Origin of the sequence: Sphingorhabdus sp. 109 (assembly GCF_902506555.1) — a bacterium.
In the GTDB taxonomy this organism is placed as follows: domain Bacteria; phylum Pseudomonadota; class Alphaproteobacteria; order Sphingomonadales; family Sphingomonadaceae; genus Parasphingorhabdus.
Genome location: NZ_LR732707.1, coordinates 3,465,250 through 3,478,993 on the forward strand (window position 1 = coordinate 3,465,250; position 13,744 = coordinate 3,478,993).

Below are 13,744 nucleotides of genomic sequence, written 5' to 3' on the forward strand. Positions count from 1 at the left end.
TTCAATGAGCGCCAATCCACCGTCTTTGCTCACTAACCATTTCGTCAATCAATTCCTGCCGATGTTCATTATGTAAAGGTGCCTCACCAAGAAAATCGTTGGACACAGACGCAAAACGTGGTGCAGCAATGGCTTGTCTAAAGCCGAGACTGTCATCAAATATGCCGCGTTCCTTATTATGAGGGTGATCCGCAGCGTCGGTAGGGCTTGTCACCAAACCAAAACAGGCATCGCTTCCTTCCAAAAGTTCGCACCAATGCGCGCTCGGTTGAGAAGCAAACAAATCGCTTAGCCGTTTGGCTTGATTGGCCCATGCGTTCTTATCGAACTGGTGTTCATACACGGGATCGTCTGTAAGGTTCAACAGATCCAGTAGCACCGAATAGAATTTTGGTTCGAGACTTCCTAACGTTATATATCGACCATCAGCACATCGGTAACTGTTATACCAGGGCGCTCCGTCCAGAGCGCTTTGGCCTCGTTCCGGTTGCATCAAACCCTTCGGCAAAAGGTCGAACACCAAATTCATCATATGAGCCGACCCGTCCACAATCGCCGCATCAATGACATCGCCCTTGCCAGTTGTGCGCGCCCGGATAATCCCTGCCAGAAGACCAATGGTCAGGTAATTGGCACCGCCGCCGACATCCCCGACAAGGCCGGGCGGCGGCAGGGGCTTTCCGCCCGCAGGGCTAGCATACCACATGGCGGAACTGACAGCCACATAGTTGAGATCGTGACCGGCCGCCTGTGCCAATGGTCCATCCTGTCCCCATCCGGTAATTCGGCCATAGACCAGCCGAGGATTGCGTTTCATACAGGCATCGGGACCAAGGTTCAGACGCTCCATTACACCAGGACGCATCCCCTCAATCAGAGCGTCCGCTCCCTCGATCAGATTCATCAACAGCTCTTGGTCATCCGAATTCTTGAGATCAAGCGCAATGGAACGTTTCCCGCGTTTCAATATACCAATCGGCATTGTCGAGCCGGGATCACTACCTTTTTCCTTGCGCTCGATCAGTACGACATCGGCGCCAAGATCGGCCAGATGCATACCACTAAAGGGCCCCGGTCCGATCCCCTCCATTTCAATTATCCTGATGCCGCTGAGCGGCCCCTGTCCCATTGTCATTGTCCCATTCACCGGAATGCGGAAATGCCGGTCAAACCCCGAGCGATCAAGAGCTTCTGAATTTCCGTAGTGCCGTCAGGAATGGGTGTAATCATGGCTTCGCGGGCCAATCTCTCGACGATGAATTCCTTCGTTAGGCCATTGCCGCCATGTATCTGAACCGCCTGGCGCGTAGCCTCCACTGCTATTTCCGTGCCGTACCATTTCGCCATAGCGCATTCGACATCACAGCGCTGACCTGCGTCAATCATAGATGCCGCCCGAAGCGCAAGCAATCGCGCAGCATCAATCTGGGTTGCCATGGTCGCAATCTTGTCGGCGATCAGTTGATGTCCGGCAATTTGTTTGCCATGCTGGACGCGATCCTGTGCATATTTAATGGATTCTTCCAGTGCCCGTCTGGCAATGCCATAGCCCCAAGCCGCGACATGGATGCGCGCCCGTTCAAACAGGGTCAGTGTATTTTTCAACCCGCTACCAATTTCGCCGATTGTATTGCTGACCGGCACCCGCACATCATTCAGAAATATCTGTGAAGTTGACTGGCTGTTCAGTGCTATTTTGGGAATGCCGCGCACCTCATAGGGATGCTCTTCCCGATCAAGCAAAATGTGCGTCAGCTGATTTTCATCCGAGCGGCATGTACAGATGAAAAAGTCAGAATATTCTCCATTTGTGATCCAGGTTTTCTCTCCGTTTATAATCCAGTCATTGCCATCACGCACGGCGCGGGTCTTGACGCCCGACACATCCGATCCGATATCTGGTTCCGATATGCCAACCGCACCTATTATCTCACCGCGCAGCATCGGGCCGGCATATCGTGATTTAATATGATCCGGCGCGAGCCTCAGGAGCATCGACGTGGCAGCGGCATTAACCAGCGCGACGATCGCCAAATCGCCGGAGGAATATGCCAGCTCTTCAATCAGCTGTACATGCAGGCGCCAGGACAGGCCCAGCCCGCCATCCGATTCCGGCTGGGGCGCGTTGACAATGCCAAATTCCCCTAGCTGCATCATCCATTCACGGATATTTTCCTTGGGATAGAAAACATCGCCTAGCTCCTTCAACTCCGGCTCAAGCCGCTCATCCAGAAAACGCCGCAGACCGTCTATCGCAAGACGTTCATCTTCATTGAACATGAAACCAATGTTGCTCATTATGCTTCCACCTTTCCCAAAATATTGATTACAGCTGCGCCTTCTTCGATACCGACCAGGCCGCCGCTATTTTCGTGAATGGCGTGCCGCGCATTTTCGACTTGCCGTTTGCCCGCCTCTCCGCGCAATTGCGTAACCAGTTCGTGAAGTTGTCCAAGGCCCGTCGCGCCGATCGGATGTCCTTTTGATTCCAATCCACCCGACGGGTTGATGGGTATCCTGCCGCCTACCGTAAAATCGCCGCGTTCCGCCGCCGGACCCGCCTCACCCAGAGGAGCAAGCATCAGGTTCTCCGCATGCATCAACTCTCCGATAGCAGTCGCATCATGGACTTCGGCGACATCCATATCATCGGGGGAACGGCCAGCCATCTGATAGGCTTTTTGCGCCGCCAGCCGGGCCATGTGGTTTTCCGGTTCGTCAGCGGTCCTTTCGGCATTGCCGCTCATCGATACGCTAGCTAGGATTTCCACAGCGCGGGACTTGTCCATGCCCAGCTTCTTCAGCCCCTCTTCATTGCAAATAACCGCGGCAGCAGCACCATCGGAAATGGGTGCGCACATTGGCAAGGTCAGCGGATAGGTAATAGGCGGCGCAGCCAGCACCTCCTCAATCGAATAGGCCTGACGATATTGCGAATATTCATTATGCACCGAATGTTCATGGTTTTTGGCAGCGATGGCCGCGATCTGCCGCTGCGTCGTTCCATTACGCTTCATGTGGTTGAGCCCAAAGGCCGCATAGACCTTCATGAAAATACTATAGGGCCGTTCCGATTCGGACCCTTCGGGGCATTCCATGCCTTTGCCAAGACTAACAAGGCGCTCAATATTTTCATCGACCGTGGCCACGTCCCAAGCGCCATCAAACACCGCAAACATTTTTTTCTTGTCAGGAACATTCATTTTCTCAACACCGGCGGCCAAAATAATGTCGTGCATGCCGGAGCCAACCCCCTGCACGGCCAGATGGAAGGAAGACGAGCTCGACGCGCAAGCATTCTCTATGTTGAAGACAGGTATTCCAGACAGGCCAATCTGGCCCAGCGCCACCTGCCCGGGAATGAATGTTTGCCCTTGCAGGAAACCTTGTGTCGAGCTTGAATGATAAACCGCTTCAACGTCAGACTTATGGCCGCCCGCATCACCGAGAGCAGTGCTAATGGCCGTGTCAAGCAACTGCCTTATGCTTTGGTCAGGGTGTCGGCCGAATTTTGTCATGCCCACACCGACTATATATGCCTTTTCCATTGTCGAAAGTTCCCTCTAATCTTTTTTCCGGAAAACCGGCGCGATCATTTTCCCGTATATTCTGGTGCCCGTTTCTCGCTAAAGGCAGACAGGCCCTCTAGAAAATCGGCGGATTTGGAATGCTCTGCTAATAGCCGGGTTTCCAGCGTCAGCGCATCGCGCGGATTGAGCTGACGACCATCCGCCACCATCTGTTTCATGCGATGCAGAACCAAGGGACTTTTCTGCGCCAGATTATCGGCGAGCTTCATTGCTTCGTCCATCAGGCTCTCATCGTCATGGACGGCGCTGACGAAGCCAAGGTTTTCAAATTCCTCCGCTGGCCAGTTTTCACCTGAAAAAAGCAGCAGATTAGCCTTCTTCTCACCAATAAGCCGCGGCATGATCGTGCCCCCACCACCACCCGGCAGCACACCGAAATTGGAATGGCTGTCGCCCAATCGTGCGCTACGGGCGGCAAGGACGATATCGCAGGCAATAGCCATTTCCAGACCTCCGGCAAGCGTGAATCCATTCAGCGCCGCAATTGTTGGTTTAGGCAGTTCCCGCAATTGGTGGAATATCTCCTGGATAGTACCAAGAAAGGATAAAAATTCCTTCGCATTGCCTGCCTGGGCTTCGGCAAGAACGCCTTTCAGATCCGCCCCGCAACAAAAGGCACGCCCCGCTCCCGTTATGATTAGCACACGCAAACCGTCATCTTCTGCAACGACGGAAACCGCACTGGAAAGTTCGTCCACCATTGCCCCCGAAAGCGCATTCATCGCCTTAGGCCGGTTCAATGTTATGCAGGCAATGGCATCGCGAGTTTCAAATTTTATTGTTTCATAAGCCATCGGTCATCATATCCCGTCCATGATAAGGCAAAAGACGCATTCAACTGCGCTGCCGAATACTGACAATTATAGCGAAAGCCTGCGTTTGACATGCGATTGACTCGCCATTGCACGCCAAAATAGCGTCAACAAAACCATCGGACGATTGAAACTTGCTGTTATTCGGATTTCAGCTTTGATTTTTCGAGATACTCGTGCGGTGACCGACCGGTCAATCTTCGAAATGCACGCGAAAAGTTGCTGGAGTCGTTATATCCTAAAAGATAGGACATTTCCTTGATCGAATGACGTCCGGAACGCAAATACCGGATAGCGAGATATTTACGCATACCGTCAAGCACCGCGTTAAAAGTTGAACCTTCATTCTGTAACTGCCGTTGGAGGCTTCGATTGCTCATACCAAGTGCGCTTGCAATTGTGCGGATCGACACGTCACCATCGGGCAGCATATTTACAATGGCTGACTGAATCCGAGGAATGATTTGCTCATCATCAAATCGGGCGATATATTCCGTTGCAATCTGATCATGAGCACGGACAAACTCTGGATTGAACCCTCGCAATCGTTGGTTAGAATCGGATTCGGAGACGTGCAGTTCGAGCCGTTCGCACCCATATTCGATGGGACAGCAAAAATAATCATCAAACTCGGCAGATGCGAATTTAGGTTTAGGTCGGGGCATACGCACCAAAATCGGCGAAAAGTTTGACCGATAAACCATCCTTGCAAATCGCAGAACAGTTGCCAAAAATGCATCCTCCCTCGTCGGAGGCAGTTTTTCTCGTATTGTTAACGAAAAAACTAACCGCTTATCACGGATCTGTGTGCTGGCATTACCCGCCTGCGAAATTAATTGGAAAAACCGTTCGTATCTTACGAAGAAAGAATTCAGAGTGCGACTGGCAAACAGTGAATATCCTAATGCGTGCATGGAGCCCGGTGTAAGGCGTGCGCCGAGCTTCAAGCCAATCGCTTCATCGCCTGTAATTCTCTGAATAATCTCGTAAAACTTGCTCACCTGCCACGAAGGAACACGCGCATTGGGATCATTCAAAAGCTCAGGATTGATTCCTACTTCTTGCAGAATTTCATTGGTGTCAAACTCCGAATAGAACTCGTCAACAATCGCAACCAAGTGGATCAGCCACGTAGCAATGACTGTCACTTTAGCTGTCGGGAATTCCGCTTCGCCCTCCAATTTTTCTCTCCTATTTCAAGCACTAGATTTTTTATTGAGATTGATACGAGTTTTTCAAACGACATAATAAGCAAGCATATGTCCTCGGGCGGATACTCGTACCCTAAAAACAATGCGCTGACACTATACTATACCCCGTCTACATACTATACCCCGTCTACCTCAGGATCCGAAAATCTGCGGGATTGATGACGCGAAAGTTGTTGGTGACCTGATCGCGGAAGGCGTGCCATTGTTTCGGCACGTTTTGAGTTAGGAACCCCAGGATCGCTGCCCTAAATTCGCGCGCCGTTGCGTAGCCTTGGTTATGGGTGATGTTTTAGTGCATCACTCCCCAGAGTCGCTCGATCGGATTGAGGTGGGGGCTGTAGGTCGGCACGAAGTGGAGCCTGATCCGCTGGCCTTTTCGGACCAGCCATTCCTGCGCCAGCCGGGCATGATGGTAGCGGGCGTTGTCGAGGAAGACGTGGATCAACCGCCGCGACGGATGGGTGGCAAGGATCGCCATGAGCAGCAGGATCGTGCTTTGCGCATCGACGGTGAGGACATCGAGCATCTGGGTCTTGCCGGTCTCGAGGTCGATGGCGCCATGAATATTCACCCGGTCACGACCGCTGCTGGGCGTGATCGCTACCGCCTCGCCCGTGGGTGCCCAGCAGCCCACCGCACGGACCTGATGGGTCGGATGAACGGCGTCGACGAACGCTACTGCCTCGTCGTTCTTAAGGCCGCACATCAGCCGGTCATAGTCTGCGATGAACGTCGCTTGCTTGGCCGCGTCCAGCTTGCCCGACACCATCGCAGGCTTGCGGTACGAAAGCTTCAGCCGATGCAGCAGCGCGATCAGCCCCGCGTGGCTGTACTCAATGCCAAAACTGTCGACGATCCACGCGCCGATCGTGCGCGCGTTGCGTGGCAGGCTGGCGCTGACCCACGTAAACAGCGCATCTTCCTGTTCCGCAGAAAGCCGGCTGTGACTGCCCCCAACATCGAAGACCACAAGGCCGGTCAGGCCATGCTCGTCATAAAGTCTGTGCCAGGAGCGAGCCGTGTCATCGTCGATCAACAAAGCCTCCGCCACCTCCTGGCAGCTCCATCCCTTGTCCAGCAGAATGATCGCATTGGCACGGCGCGCCGCGCGCGCTTCACTCAGCCCATCCCGCGCCAGAGCTCGTAGCTCAAGCCGTTCTGCTTTGCTCAGAAAACCACTGCGGATCATGCCCCAATACAGAATCGCTTCCCGACTATAACGCAACCGCTATTTTTTCGGATACTCAAGGAGTCGGGGTATATCGTTCTGAAATTATGAGCATAGCGTTGCGTGCCCGAAGACGACAGATTGGCACAGTCTGACCAATGTTACACCAAGATTTTTTGTGCCAAAGCTCCTAAATTTAATCGAGTTTGGAGGCGGGCAAACTGGAGTGCGCCTAACAATTTCAGCGAAAGCTCTAATGATAATGTCAATCGGTAAAAATTTTAAATTGCTGGGTAGGGAAGGCAAATTAATATCCAGCTCTACGGCGAGATCGTGTCAATCGGCATTGGTCATAAAGTCGGCATTCGACTTCCCGGGTGCTATATCTAAAACAAGTGGAAATATAAAAATGGACCGTTTCGATAATTTAGCGAGGGTGATGACTAATGCAACTTAAACGGAAGATAGTAGTCATTACGGGTGGGGCATCCGGTCTCGGCGCCGCTACTGCACGATACTTTGTTGAACATGGTGCCAAAGTTTCACTTTTCGATCTGAACGAGGAAGCAGGCCAGAGTCTGTGTGCAGAACTGGGGGCGGAAAACGCCATATTTCATAATGTTGACGTAACTAATGATACCCAGGCGAAGGAGGCGATCGAAAAGACCGCTGCAAAATTTGGCACTATTCACATCAACATTAACGCGGCCGGGATACCAGCACCAACAAAAATTCTCGACCGCGAAGGCAATGCCTGCGACCTTTCAAAATTTGCCAAAGTGGTAAATGTCAACCTTATCGGCTTGTTCAACGTCATGAGCAAATGCGTTGCTGTGATGGTCAAAAACCCTACAGAAAATGACGGGGAGCGTGGAGTCGTTATCAATGTCTCTTCCGGTGCGGCCTATGAAGGCCAGATCGGGCAAGCTGGCTATTCGGCATCCAAGGCCGGTGTCATTGGCCTCAATTTACCCGCCGCGCGGGAACTGGGTGCCCACGGTATCCGAGTCAATGCTATCGCCCCGGGTTTGTTCGGGACGCCCATGATTATGGGATTGGGAGGAAAGATTGTTTCTTCACTCATCGAAATGGTGGAGGCGCCCAAGCGGCTTGGCGATATGCGTGAATTCGCCCATAGTTGCCAGTATATCGTCGAAAATGCCTATTTAAACGGTGAGACCATCCGGCTTGATGCTGCAACGCGCCTGAGGGCCAGATAACATCGGAAACTTTGAAATGAAATCGAAACTCACTCCATCAAATACACAAACGCTTTCTACTGGGTCTTTCAACTACAGCCGGATCATGCAAGGACTGGTCGACACATTCGGTGATCGCGAAGCGATCGTGAATATCGAACGCGGGCGCCGATTAACCTTTCGCGAATATCACGAGTTGACCAACCGATTTGCTCACGTCTTACATGGTCCGTTGGGATTGGGCACTGGCGACCGATACGTCTGTTTGCTCGACAATGACAATCTGTCACTTTTCCATTGGGGGTCGGCAGCCAAAGCTTTGGCCACCTGCTGCCATGGTAATTTCCGTGACAGCTTAGAAACCCACATGAGACAGGTCGAGATAACTGGTCCTAAAGTTGCTTTCATCGAAAATTCCTTAGTCGAAACCCACGCTGAGCTACTTACGCAACGCGGCATTCAAGTGGTGGTGGTTGATCGACTGGAAGAAAAAAGGGATGGTATATTGGAACTGCCGAGCTTGTTGGCAGAGGCTCCAACACATAATACAGACGTAGAAATTGATGATAGAACGCATATTGTTTTGATGCGCTTTACCGGCGGCACGACAGGCGATAGCAAATGCGCAAAATATACTGCAGACAATATTATGGCCTGTTCAGAGAGCTTTCTAACATTGCCAGGTCATGATTTTGATCCAGACAGCCGGATGCTCCATATCGCACCGTTGAGTCATGCCAGCGGTATGATGTTGCAGCCAACCTTGTTTCGCGGCGGTTGTACGGTGACTATGAACCAGCCCGATCTGGAGCGCTGGTGTGAGCACATTGAAAAAGAACGGATCACTCATGCGTTTGTTGTGCCAACAATCGCTTATCGCTTGCTGGAGATGCCGGAGGCTGAGAGATATGATCTCTCGACGCTTAAAACAATTTTCTATGGAGCCGCGCCAATGAGTCCGGCCAAGGCCAAGAAATTAGTTGCCAAATTTGGTCCGCTTTTCATGCAAGTATATGGTTCCACCGAACATCTCGTGGCGACCCTGTTTTTGGGCAAGGCAGAACATGTCGGAGATACGCAGACGGAAAAGAGGCTGGCATCGGCCGGACGGCGGAACGCGGGGGTTGAGGTGACCATTTGCGATGATGACGGCAACCCCGTGCTGCAGGGTGAAGTTGGCGAATTATATCTCCGGTCCCGGGGTACATGCCAGGGTTATGAAGGCAATCCAGAAAAAACAGCGGAAGAATTTTTCCAAGGTTACTGGAAGTCTGGCGATCTAGGCTATTCCGATGAAGCTGGATATTGCTATCTGGTTGACCGAAAAAAAGACCTGATAATCACAGGTGGATTCAACGTCTATGCGAACGAGGTGGAAGCCGCAATTAATTCTCATCCCTGTGTAACAATGTCAGCCGTGGTCGGCATCCCTGACGAAGAATGGGGGGAGGCTGTCCACGCAGAAGTCATCCGAAATGGAGTGACGGAAGTGCACGAGCAAGAACTGATCGACCATGCAAAAAGTCTGATCGGTTCGGTTAAGGCTCCCAAAACGGTCACTTTTGTGGATGAATTGCCAACCACTACGGTTGGTAAGGTTCTCCGCAAAAATGTGAGGGCTAAATATTGGGAAAAGCATACTCGGCAGATAGCCTAGTCACCTGAATCTGAAGTTCGGCTCATTGTTTTTTGACAGAAGCGTTTGACGGCGGCGAGGATTTCGTCGGCGGATTTGACCCATTTGTAGGGTTTGGGATTTTCATTATGTGCTGCGATGAAGGCGACAATGTCGGCTTCGAGTTCTGCCGTTGATCGATGGACACCGCGTTGCAACTGCTTGCGCGTCAACTCTGCAAACCAGCGTTCGACCTGATTGATCCAGGATGCCGATGTCGGCGTGAAGTGAACATGCCAATGCGGGCGGCGCGCCAGCCAGGCCTTGACCTTTGGCGTCTTGTGGGTGGCGTAGTTGTCCATCACGAGGTGTATGTCCGGTCCTTCGGGTATCTCGGCGTCGATTCTCTTGAGGAAGTCGAGGAACTCGGTGGCCCGGTGCCGCTTGTAGCATTTGCCGATCACGGCGCCGGTGGCGATGTCGAGCGCAGCGAACAAGGACGTCGTACCATTGCGGATGTAGGTATGTGTTCTGCGTTCGGCCACACCGGGTGCCATAGGCAAGACCGGTTGCTCACGGTCCAGCGCCTGGATCTGGGATTTTTCGTCTACGCACAGCACGACCGCCCGGTTTGGCGGCGACAAATAGAGGCCGACAATATCCTGCACCTTATCGACGAACAAAGGGTCGGTAGACAGTTTGAACGTCTGTGAGCGGTGCGGTTGCAGGCCAAAGGCAGACCAGATCCGCCGGATGGTAGTGTGCGACAGCCCGGTCTCGGCTGCCATCGTGCGGATTGACCAATGGGTGGCATCCTTCGGCGTGCTGTTCAGCGTGCGCTCGATCACCTGAGCCACCTGCGCATCTGATACCGTTCGTGGTCGTCCCGAACGATATTCGTCGGTCAGCCCTTCAATGCCATCCTGTACAAACCGCCGTCGCCATTTGCCAACTGTGTGCTCGTGGACACCGAGGCGTTGCGCAACTTCCTTGCTCTGCAATCCCTCCGCGCATAGCAGAATCATCCGGCATCGATCCGACAACGAGCGCGGCACCTTGTGCCTGCGAACCTGCCCTTCAAGAAAAAAGCGGTCCTCGCCGCTCAATACGACCAAACCCGCCTGCCTGCCTACCATTACCAATGCTCCTGTCTGTTCAAACAGAGCATATACAATGATACTTACTTCAATTCCAGATGACTAGGGTCAGGACTCATTAATTGAGCCAGAAGATGACGGTAGCTGCGATAGCGATGGCGGACATGAAGGTGTGCGCGCATCGGTCATAGCGGGTGTGGATACGCCTCCAGTCCTTGAGGCGCCCGAACATATTCTCGATTTTGTGACGCTGCCGGTAGAGGGTTTTGTCGAAGTCAGCGGGTAATATTCGCCCCTTTCGCGGCGGGATACACGGCGTGATGCCTTTGGCCTGCAGGGCGGCGCGATACTCGTCGCTGTCATAGCCTTTGTCCCCGATCGGTCCCTAAAGATCGCGCCGTCACCTTTGAGGATGTTGCCTGCGGGCTACGCCCGCAGGCAACATCCTCAAAGGTGAGTTCTTATCCTGATTGACGGCGCTTTTTCACCTAGATTGTCGCGCGACACCGATCATGTAGGTGGCATGATCCGGCAGCGCGGGATAGGTAAGTTTTGCACCGATATGATCGCTCATCTGACCTTCGCTTAAACACAGGACCAGCGGCCTACCGATCCCGTCACACACGGCATGGAGCTTGCTATTCAAGCCGCCCTTGGTGCGTCCGATATATCTGGAAACAGATCCTTTTTTAAAAGGCTGGCAGCGGTACGATGTGCTTTGAGATGCGTGGCATCGATCATCAGCACATCATCGGCATCGCTGGTAGCGGCCAGCGCAGCAAATATCTTGTTGAACACACCCATGCGGCTCCAGCGAATGAAGCGATTATAGATCGTTTTATGTGGCCCGTAAGCAGCGGGGGCATCGCGCCAGCGCAGACCACCCTGGATGACAAAGATGATCCCGCTTAATATCCGCCGGTCATCGACCCTGGGAACCCCGTGCGATAACGGAAAATACGGCTCTATCCGGCGCATCTGCGCCTTGCTCAATATAAACAGATCACTCATCAGTGGCACCTCCTTTGAGGCCACCATTGAATCACAAAAATACCGCGGTGGGAATCCCTTTAATAGGTCCTGACCCTAATGTTTCGTGACGTCCTCCCTGTTTTTTCCTCCAGTTTGAATGAGAGTTTTCCGGTATTGTAACCCTGATTATGAAGGAGCGTGCCATGAAGAAGAGTCGATATACTGAGGAACAAATTGCCTACGCGATGAAGCAGGCGGAGACGGGAACGCCGGTGGCGGAGGTAATCCGCCGGATGGGGATTTCGGAGCAGACGTTTTACCGCTGGAAGAAGCTTTACGGCGGGCTGGGTGTTGGTGAGTTGAGACGGCTCAAGCAGTTGGAGGACGAGAACCGGCAGCTCAAACGATTGGTTGCTGATCTCAGCCTGGACAAGCATATTTTGCAGGATGTTCTGTCAAAAAAAGTCTGAGGCCTGATCGGCAGCGCGAGATCGCCCGGTACGTCCAGTCGAGTCATGCGGTCAGTGAGCGCCGGAGCTGCGCCATACTGACCTTCGACCGGCGGAGCATAAGATACCCCAAGGTCCGAAGCTGTCCCTGGCATGAGTTGGGCAAGACCAACCGCACCCGCTGGACTAACAGCCATCGGATTATACCGCGATTCCTGCCAAATTAGCGCATCTAGCAACCCAAAGGGAAGGGCATGTTTCCTTTCGGCTGCCCGGATCGAGGTTAGGTAAATAGACCGTCTGGAGGAGGTTGTTCGGCTAAGCCGCGTAAGTTTTCTCTTTTGTAGATTGGTTCTGGCACCGTCATGAACTGCCGATGTTTTGGGGACAGGTTGTAATGGATTTTCTGGATGCCAAATTCCGTGTTGGAATAGCTGGAACGTTGAATTTCCATCTGCCTGATTGTCGGGAGTTTCTGTTTCGGGAGTACCGCTGCTTTCCGGTAAACTTGCTTCTTGTGCCCAAGCCGTGCTGGAACACAACACTATTGCTAGCAGTCCCATTGAGAGCTTCTTTGCCAAAATTCATCTCCATCTTGCATCGAATCGGATGAGAACATAAATAGAACATACAGCTGTAGGAAAGCGTTTTCTTACGTGTTGAAGAGGGGAGGCTGCCGGGAAGGGGAGAACTGGCGCAGATGCAAGGAACTCCTCGATGTCCCGTAACGTCCTAACTAATCCCACGTCATCCCTCGAGAATACCGCCAGACAGATTTGTGAAAAATTTTCAGGCTATTGGAAAAATAGCAAAGGAATGTGCTGCTGCCCGGCACATGATGACAATACCCCATCGCTTGGAGTTAGCATCGGCCGGAATGCGATTCTTTTTCACTGTTTCGCGGGATGTCCGCAGAAAGACGTGCTTGCGGGACTTGAGCGCCAAGGTGTGCCCGCACGCAGTCTGTTCAGCGGGAGCTCCGTTTCAATTCCCGCAGCAAACCCCAAAGAGATAAAACCAAGCGCCAATGCACAGCGGCTCTGGCGGCAGGCTCAGCGCCTGCAGGGAAGCATAGCCCGGACTTATCTCCAAAAGCGCCTGATTAGTATTACTTCCCCAGAATTGCGCTTCCTCGAACGCACGCCGCTTCGCCCCAAAGGCCATGTCCGCTTTTTACCGGCAATGCTGGCAGCGGTGCGCACAGACGCTGAAATCATGGCCATTCACCGCACTTTCCTGCTTGCCGATGGTTCAGGCCAGGCCGATTTCATAAAACCCAAACGCGCGCTGGGATCCCTCGGCACCGGGGCCGTGCGCCTTTTTCCACCCAAAAATGGAGTTCTGGGATTAGCGGAAGGCACAGAAAGCGCCATGTCCGCGACGCAGCTTACCGGCATTCCGACCTGGGCGACGCTGGGCAATGAGCGTTTCGGGATCGTTACCATCCCGGAAAGCGTGAAGCGGCTTTATCTCTTCGTGGATCATGACGCTGGCGGCGACCTTGCCGAAGCCAAGGCCCGTGAACATTTTCAGATGCCCGACCGGTCGATTATAGCGCGCCGACCCGGTCAGCGCGGCGATGACTGGAATAACGAATTGTTTCGAGCAATCGCAGCTTCCACTTAACCCGG

Annotated in this window: 10 protein-coding genes and 4 pseudogenes; 4 read left to right on the forward strand and 10 right to left on the reverse strand. The window is 52.9% G+C overall.

What is annotated here, in order from left to right:
• Position 1 precedes the first annotated feature (1 nt).
• From BOSE62_RS16515 to BOSE62_RS16540, 6 genes are all read right to left on the reverse strand, one after another.
• A complete protein-coding gene (locus BOSE62_RS16515) occupies positions 2-1,135 on the reverse strand; it encodes a CaiB/BaiF CoA transferase family protein (RefSeq protein ID WP_089132024.1) in 1,134 nt (377 codons plus the stop codon).
• Between the two features lie 8 nt (positions 1,136-1,143).
• The gene (locus BOSE62_RS16520) at positions 1,144-2,298 is read right to left on the reverse strand and encodes an acyl-CoA dehydrogenase family protein (protein WP_236554109.1); all 1,155 of its coding nucleotides are present in this window, start codon (positions 2,296-2,298) and stop codon (positions 1,144-1,146) included.
• Positions 2,298-3,548, reverse strand: coding sequence for a thiolase family protein (locus BOSE62_RS16525; RefSeq protein ID WP_089132023.1), 1,251 nt, complete (start codon positions 3,546-3,548; stop codon positions 2,298-2,300). Before BOSE62_RS16525 ends, BOSE62_RS16520 begins: the two co-directional genes overlap by 1 nt.
• Positions 3,549-3,592: 44 nt before the next feature.
• A complete protein-coding gene (locus BOSE62_RS16530) occupies positions 3,593-4,384 on the reverse strand; it encodes an enoyl-CoA hydratase/isomerase family protein (protein ID WP_089132022.1) in 792 nt (263 codons plus the stop codon).
• A 158-nt stretch (positions 4,385-4,542) separates the two neighbouring features.
• Positions 4,543-5,583, reverse strand: coding sequence for an AraC family transcriptional regulator (locus BOSE62_RS16535; RefSeq protein WP_089132021.1), 1,041 nt, complete (start codon positions 5,581-5,583; stop codon positions 4,543-4,545).
• Between the two features lie 319 nt (positions 5,584-5,902).
• Positions 5,903-6,802: an IS630 family transposase gene (locus BOSE62_RS16540; RefSeq protein WP_089132020.1), complete on the reverse strand. Its 900-nt coding sequence runs from the start codon at positions 6,800-6,802 to the stop codon at positions 5,903-5,905.
• Positions 6,803-7,227: 425 nt separating this feature from the next.
• On the opposite strand from BOSE62_RS16540, the gene BOSE62_RS16545 reads away from it, so the two are divergent.
• Both BOSE62_RS16545 and BOSE62_RS16550 read left to right on the forward strand, forming a co-directional pair.
• Positions 7,228-8,001 (forward strand): SDR family NAD(P)-dependent oxidoreductase, encoded by a 774-nt coding sequence (locus BOSE62_RS16545; protein WP_089132019.1) that lies wholly within the window; start codon positions 7,228-7,230, stop codon positions 7,999-8,001.
• Positions 8,002-8,017: 16 nt separating this feature from the next.
• The gene (locus BOSE62_RS16550) at positions 8,018-9,637 is read left to right on the forward strand and encodes a class I adenylate-forming enzyme family protein (RefSeq protein WP_201295699.1); all 1,620 of its coding nucleotides are present in this window, start codon (positions 8,018-8,020) and stop codon (positions 9,635-9,637) included.
• On the opposite strand, the gene BOSE62_RS16555 is transcribed toward BOSE62_RS16550, so the two are convergent.
• From BOSE62_RS16555 to BOSE62_RS16565, 3 genes and pseudogenes are all read right to left on the reverse strand, one after another.
• The gene (locus BOSE62_RS16555) at positions 9,634-10,731 is read right to left on the reverse strand and encodes an IS630 family transposase (RefSeq protein ID WP_089131732.1); all 1,098 of its coding nucleotides are present in this window, start codon (positions 10,729-10,731) and stop codon (positions 9,634-9,636) included. The two genes, BOSE62_RS16550 and BOSE62_RS16555, sit on opposite strands and share 4 nt — an antisense overlap.
• A 79-nt stretch (positions 10,732-10,810) precedes the next feature.
• Positions 10,811-11,071, reverse strand: a pseudogene (locus BOSE62_RS16560) (transposase); the annotation flags it as partial.
• Positions 11,072-11,221: 150 nt separating this feature from the next.
• Positions 11,222-11,703, reverse strand: a pseudogene (locus BOSE62_RS16565) (IS5 family transposase); the annotation flags it as partial.
• 164 nt (positions 11,704-11,867) lie between these two features.
• Here BOSE62_RS16565 and BOSE62_RS16570 point away from each other — a divergent pair.
• Positions 11,868-12,146 (forward strand): annotated as a pseudogene (locus BOSE62_RS16570) (transposase); the annotation flags it as partial.
• A gap of 146 nt (positions 12,147-12,292) precedes the next feature.
• Here the strand turns inward: BOSE62_RS16570 and BOSE62_RS16575 are convergent.
• A pseudogene (locus tag BOSE62_RS16575) lies at positions 12,293-12,676 on the reverse strand (lytic transglycosylase domain-containing protein); the annotation flags it as partial.
• Positions 12,677-12,830: 154 nt separating this feature from the next.
• On the opposite strand from BOSE62_RS16575, the gene BOSE62_RS16580 reads away from it, so the two are divergent.
• Complete coding sequence (locus BOSE62_RS16580; protein ID WP_089132027.1) at positions 12,831-13,739, forward strand: DUF7146 domain-containing protein; 909 nt, start codon at positions 12,831-12,833, stop codon at positions 13,737-13,739.
• Positions 13,740-13,744 lie beyond the last annotated feature (5 nt).

What these genes read in the sequence shown, in the direction of transcription:
- BOSE62_RS16515 (WP_089132024.1), bottom strand. Translation starts at nt 1,135, where the DNA reads ATGACAATGGGACAGGGGCCGCTCAGCGGCATCAGGATAATTGAAATG.
- BOSE62_RS16520 (WP_236554109.1), bottom strand. Translation starts at nt 2,298, where the DNA reads ATGAGCAACATTGGTTTCATGTTCAATGAAGATGAACGTCTTGCGATA.
- BOSE62_RS16525 (WP_089132023.1), bottom strand. Translation starts at nt 3,548, where the DNA reads ATGGAAAAGGCATATATAGTCGGTGTGGGCATGACAAAATTCGGCCGA.
- BOSE62_RS16530 (WP_089132022.1), bottom strand. Translation starts at nt 4,384, where the DNA reads ATGGCTTATGAAACAATAAAATTTGAAACTCGCGATGCCATTGCCTGC.
- BOSE62_RS16540 (WP_089132020.1), bottom strand. Translation starts at nt 6,802, where the DNA reads ATGATCCGCAGTGGTTTTCTGAGCAAAGCAGAACGGCTTGAGCTACGA.
- BOSE62_RS16545 (WP_089132019.1), top strand. Translation starts at nt 7,228, where the DNA reads ATGCAACTTAAACGGAAGATAGTAGTCATTACGGGTGGGGCATCCGGT.
- BOSE62_RS16550 (WP_201295699.1), top strand. Translation starts at nt 8,018, where the DNA reads ATGAAATCGAAACTCACTCCATCAAATACACAAACGCTTTCTACTGGG.
- BOSE62_RS16555 (WP_089131732.1), bottom strand. Translation starts at nt 10,731, where the DNA reads ATGGTAGGCAGGCAGGCGGGTTTGGTCGTATTGAGCGGCGAGGACCGC.
- BOSE62_RS16580 (WP_089132027.1), top strand. Translation starts at nt 12,831, where the DNA reads ATGTCCCGTAACGTCCTAACTAATCCCACGTCATCCCTCGAGAATACC.